General features: G+C 53.7%; 4 protein-coding genes. 1 reads left to right on the forward strand and 3 read right to left on the reverse strand.

Annotation, left to right across the window (positions count from 1 at the left end; genetic code table 11):
* Window positions 1-149 precede the first annotated feature (149 nt).
* From QVO51_RS09420 to QVO51_RS09430, 3 genes are all read right to left on the reverse strand, one after another.
* Window positions 150-2,177, reverse strand: coding sequence for a rhamnogalacturonan lyase family protein (locus QVO51_RS09420; RefSeq protein WP_022358191.1), 2,028 nt, complete (start codon window positions 2,175-2,177; stop codon window positions 150-152).
* A 5-nt stretch (window positions 2,178-2,182) separates the two neighbouring features.
* Window positions 2,183-2,899: a hypothetical protein gene (locus QVO51_RS09425; RefSeq protein WP_022358192.1), complete on the reverse strand. Its 717-nt coding sequence runs from the start codon at window positions 2,897-2,899 to the stop codon at window positions 2,183-2,185.
* A gap of 337 nt (window positions 2,900-3,236) precedes the next feature.
* Window positions 3,237-3,836, reverse strand: coding sequence for a methyltransferase family protein (locus QVO51_RS09430; protein WP_022358193.1), 600 nt, complete (start codon window positions 3,834-3,836; stop codon window positions 3,237-3,239).
* A 263-nt stretch (window positions 3,837-4,099) separates the two neighbouring features.
* Between QVO51_RS09430 and feoB the strand changes: the two genes are divergently transcribed.
* Window positions 4,100-5,684, forward strand: a 1,585-nt coding sequence (gene feoB, locus QVO51_RS09435; protein ID WP_288168087.1) for a ferrous iron transport protein B, incomplete at its 3' end; no start/stop codon positions are given.

Raw genomic sequence — 5,684 nt, forward strand, 5'->3', positions numbered from 1 at the left:
TGCCAGCAGGGCATCCAGTTCTGCGCCGTTTGTCCAAGCAAATGATTTTTTGGTTGCGCCGATGCACCTGTAATATTTCCTTCCACAATCAAGAAAGGGCGGCTCAGATATTCCTCTGGGCTGCCCTTTTCAAATAACTGTGAAGTATGTTACCGCTCCGCCAGTGAACGCTTTAATAAGCAAAGATCCATTGCATCCAGCTGATTGTCACCGGACAGATCGCCTGCCTTCCAGTCCGGCAGAGTTGTATCCGGAACGGTAAGGAGCCACCTTTGGAGCAGGAGTACGTCCGCAATGGTAAGCTCGCCGTCTGCATTCAGGTCGCCCCGGATGTTTGCATGTGCAGCAGTGACAAGAACCGTGTAATTCACGCAACTGCCGGACATCCCGTTTGTGCCCAGCAAAACCCGTTCGCCCTTAGCAAATGCTTTGCTGTAGATCACATAGGTTACATCATTGCTTGCCTGTGCGGTCAGCGTTGTGTTTGTCCAATCGGTCAGCCAGTCCGGCACCGTGGTGACTCTTTGATCCAGAAGCACGTAGGTGGTAATATCTGCCCCGGCAGTGAATGTTGCAAGATCACCATTGGTTTTCTTGGCATCGCAGGCTGTCAGCACGCCTTCTGCGTCCTCCAGTTCCTTTGGCAGAGAGGCGAAGGTAAAGTCTCTGTCCCCATAGATCACGGAGCCGACGCTTGCAGAATCTATAAGCCCCCATGCGTTGTAATGCTCCATGTCCTGAATGGTCAATGCCTTGATCAGAGTGTCATCCATAGGTTCCACCTTGGGCGAAACGATCCATTTGTGATCATCCGTGCCGGCGTATTCCCATTCCAGAACATTTGCGCCCTCGTTCTTGGACATGCCATCCACCCTAAGGCAGCTGCTGTCATCCGTGACCTTTGTGGTGATGGTGTAGGTGCCGTCCGCATTGTCCACAAATTTGAACAGCTGTGCATCGGATTTTGTATTGGAATAGATGCCGATATTGGTGCCGTTGTCGGTTTTTCCATAATCCACATCCAGCAGGTACGTCTTGCCGTCTCCCACTTCAGAATAGATCCGGTAGTAGCTGTCCTCGGCATCTTCCAGCCGCCAGCTTTGTGCTTCTGCGGATTGTACCACATTGGTGCCGTTTGCAGCATTTTTTCCATCAACTGCCAGATATAGACTGCCGTTTCGGTTTTGAATCGTATAGTTCACGGCGGTGTTCATTGCCGTTCCAGCCTTGGTGGTTTTCATGCCGGTGCCCAGATAATAATCCAGCATGTGGGACTGGTAGTATCCCTTTGCAGTCATGCAGTTGCGGTAGCAGGGATCCTGTGCAAGACACTCATTGCGGTACTGGGTGGGCACGGTCGTGCTGAGGATCACAAGGCTTGCATAGTCGCTGCCTGTACAGATCACTTCCTCCCGCCAGTCTCCCAGGATATCACCGTAAAACATGGGTGCGCCCCGGTCGCTGCTGGAGCATGGCGTGATCTTCCAGGTGGTTGCCACACGGGAAACATTCCCCGTTGCCGAATCCCACTTTTCAATTTTGCTGTCATTGTAGCTTTCGCTCATCAGATCTCCGTCCCACCAGAGTCGAAGGGAGGGATACAGATACTTCTCGCTGATTTTTTCTCCGTCCATGGACCAGGTGCCCTGGAAAGACCAGCACTCAAAGCCCTCATGATCCGGATCAATATCTCCCACACAGCCCCGTCCTACATCATAGGTGCTGCCGTCCGTTGTGGCGTTTTTCCAGATGATCTTCCCGGTGTTGGCATTCATATAGTATTCCAGCAATCCGCTTGGATTCTCCTGCTGGATCCCATAGCACATCATTTCCTTGCCTTCCTGTTCCGGCGCAAATGCGCCGACAAACCATCGATCCCCATGCACAATTTCGTTGTTTCGCCAGCGGAGCGTGCCATCACCGTTCAGGCAATAGCCCATATGCAGAACCTCGTCCTTGCCGTCGTAATTAACATCGGCAATCCGGATCTGGTGCGCCTCTGCACCACCGCCGTTTTTGGCATCATACTTCCATAGCTGCTTGAAGCTTTTTCCCCCTGCATAGCCATAAGCGACCATCAGGGAATTGAAGGATTTATCCGCATTCCGGTTTTTCAGCCAGCAGACCAGGGCGGGATTGACCCCGTCCAGATACCCGATTTCCATCATACAAGCCATAGGGCCTACCTGCAGATAGTCGTAGGCAGATTCACGGATGCCTTCAGCTTACCAGTTCGTCCGTCCAGAACTGCGATCGCCTGACCATTTGCATCGGAAGAACTGGAATATACCGTGCCGTCTCCGAATGTGACCCCATTGGCGATCCGCAGCAGCACGTCCGCATAGCCATCGCTGTCGATGTCATATACGATGGCACCGTCCCACATGCCTGCATCAATCGTGGAAGCGCCGGGAGAAATGTTATTCTTATTCTCACTGTTCACGCCCAGATCCACTGTCCAGAGATAGGTGCCGTTGCTGATGTATGCTTCCAGCTTCTGGTGATCATCTGCACAGCGATCCACCAGATAATCATAAGTACCGTCCCCGTTAAAGTCGCCCACCCATACAAAGTGGATGGTGCCCCCTTCCTTGATGGGAATGACCTGGGCGGCGCCTGCGTTGCCCTTTGTGAAGATGGAGCCGCCTGCCTTGAGGGTGAAGCTGCCGTCCGTAGCAGTTTCTGCTCCGCCAGTCACCATTTTGACAAAATAGGTGTTGTCCTTGGTCTGGTCAGCGGTGGTATCCGTGTAGTTTGTGCCTCCTGTGATGGGGGAGGCGTTCAGCTTGGTTGTGGTGCCATCCGTTGTCCGGTAGAGATTGAAGGCGCAGCCGGCAGGATCCTCCTCCAGCGAGCGCCAGCTTACAAATACTGCATTGCCTGCGTTGACCGCATACACGCCCGATCCAGATACTCTATCTTTCGCCCGGAGGAATCCGTCCGGACAGAAGCTGCATGGACAGTGACCGGTTGACTGTCTGGCTGCGACATGGCAGCAAATGGTGCAGCACATAGAACACCCAGTGCTGCTGCGATGGTTCCCTTGAAAATTCCTTTCATTCAAAAATCCCCCTGTTGTCTTATTTTTCTTATGTATCACAGCCTGAAATGCCTATCAATGCACAATCCTGCTTAAAACCTGAACTTTTCGGTTATGCGGCAAAATGGCATAAAAATAGAGGATGCGGCGTATCCACATCCTCGTGCAGCATGGTTTCCTCATGGGGATTTTCAACTCAGCGCCGTCCCAGATACCGGAATACCTGTTTTCGATATTCCAGATAAGGCGTGCCGAAGGTTTCCGTGAGATAACGCTCCTCTTGCAAAATTTGCAGGTGGAGCATCACTGCCGCAAAGACCGTAAAGCCAGCGGTCAGTCCATTGCCGAACATCAGCAGCACCCCCAGATATTGCAGATCAAACCCCAGGAATGCCGGATTGCGGCTGAAACGGTAGATGCCGGTTGTGACAAGCTCTGTCCTGTCTTTGTCCGGGATTCCTACGCGCCAGCTGTTCCGCATGCACAGAACGGAGATCAGAAAGATCAGATCCCCCAGCATCCCCAGACAAAAGCCGGTGAAACGGGCGTTGTCCGGCAGGTGACTCCAGCCGAATGCAATGGACAGCAGTTGAGCGGGGATGATCCCCACTGTGGCAATGCTCATACAGATTTCCACTCTATGGATCGAGGGCTCCTTTTGGCGGTCAATCTGCTGGGTACAAATGCCCTGACGCTTCTGCACCCACATTTTCAGTAAGTAAATGATGTAAAAAATAACCAGTACCACAAGCGCCAGCAGGCGATATGGCAGGTGTTCTTCCAATGGGATTTGCATGGGTGTTCCTTCACTCCTCTTAAATTGCGTAGTGCATGTTGTATCTCGACTATTATATCAAATCAGTGGTATGCTTGTCAAGATGTTCCTTTGCGGCGCCGTGTTGCCTTAAAAACGGCAGGCGCATGCATTGACAAGCGCTATATCCTATACTATAATAAAAAGAGTTGGACAGCTTCAGTGGGGAGACAGCTTCCGCTGAATGTATCCACACTTTCAGGCGTTCCAATTTGGAGTGCTATGCAGTAACAGAGGTTTGATATATGACACTGAAAGAATTAGCAATTGGAAAAACCGCCGTGATCCGGTCTGTTGGGGGAGAAGGCGCCCTGCGGCAGCACTTTCTGGATATGGGTCTGATCCCGGATGCGGAGGTGACACTGGTCAAGTTTGCGCCCATGGGAGATCCGCTGGAGCTGCGGATACATGGGTATGAGCTGACCCTGCGGCTGGCGGATGCGGAGAAGATCCTCGTGCAGGAGATCCCCACTGCCCCTGCATCCAGAGTATCCCAGCGGAGCCTGCGGGATATTCCCCACCCGGGCTTGGGAGAGGGGGGCAAGTATCACGCCAAGGCAGGAGAATGCCCCTTGCCGGAGGAAGAGATGCTGACCTTTGCCCTGGTGGGAAACCAGAACTGCGGCAAGACCACCCTGTTTAACCGGCTGACCGGCTCCAATCAGCATGTGGGCAATTTTCCCGGCGTGACGGTGGATCGGAAGGATGGGCAGATCATCGGCCATGCCAATACCCGGATCACGGACTTGCCCGGCATTTATTCCATGTCTCCCTACAGCAGCGAGGAGATCGTCACACGGCAGTTCATTCTCCAGGAAAAACCCCGGGGCATCATCAATATTGTGGACGCTTCCAACATTGAGCGGAATCTGTACCTGACCATGCAGCTGTTGGAGTTGGATATTCCCATGGTGGTGGCGCTGAATATGATGGACGAGGTGCGGCAGAATGGCGGTTCCATCCTCATCAATGAAATGGAGCAGGCACTGGGGGTGCCGGTGGTGCCCATTTCTGCCGCCAAGAATGAGGGCATTGACGAGCTGATCGACCATGCGCTCCACGTTGCCAAGTACCAGGAGCGCCCCGGCAGACAGGATTTCTGCGATCCCAACAGCAGCGGCAGTGCCGTGCATCGGTGTATCCACGGGATCATGAGTCTGATCGAGGATCATGCGGCGGACACGGGAATTCCGCTTCGGTTTGCCGCCTCCAAGCTGGCAGGGGGCGATGGAGATGTGCTGGAGCAGCTGAAGCTGGACGAGAATGAGAAGGACGGACTGGAGCATATCGTAGTGCAGATGGAAAAGGAACGGGGGCTGGATCGTGCCGCCGCCATTGCGGATATGCGCTTCCGGTTTATTCAGAAGGTATGCTCCGCCACGGTGGTCAAGCCTCACGAAAGCCGGGAGCATGCCCGGAGCCGGCGCATTGACCGGATCCTCACCGGAAAATACACCGCCATCCCTGCCTTTATCGGCATCATGGGACTGGTATTCTTCCTGACCTTTCACGTGATCGGCACCTTTCTGTCGGATCTGCTTGACCGGGGCATCGGACTGTTGACGGATCTGGTGGATCGGGGACTGACCGCCGCCAATGTGCATCCCGCTCTGCATTCCCTGGTGATCGACGGAGTATTCGGAGGCGTGGGCAGTGTGCTGAGCTTCCTACCCATTATCGTGACTCTGTTTTTCTTCCTGTCCATGCTGGAGGACAGCGGCTATATGGCACGGGTGGCGTTTGTGATGGATAAGCTGCTGCGGAAGATCGGTCTGTCCGGAAGAAGCATTGTTCCCATGCTGATCGGCTTCGGCTGCACGGTGCCGGGGG

This window comes from Ruminococcus sp. CAG:379, from assembly GCF_000434255.1.
Lineage (GTDB): Bacteria > Bacillota > Clostridia > Oscillospirales > Ruminococcaceae > Ruminococcus_F > Ruminococcus_F champanellensis.

Coding starts and splice junctions, on each gene's coding strand:
- QVO51_RS09420 (WP_022358191.1), bottom strand. CDS start 2,177: ATGGCTTGTATGATGGAAATCGGGTATCTGGACGGGGTCAATCCCGCC.
- QVO51_RS09430 (WP_022358193.1), bottom strand. CDS start 3,836: ATGCAAATCCCATTGGAAGAACACCTGCCATATCGCCTGCTGGCGCTT.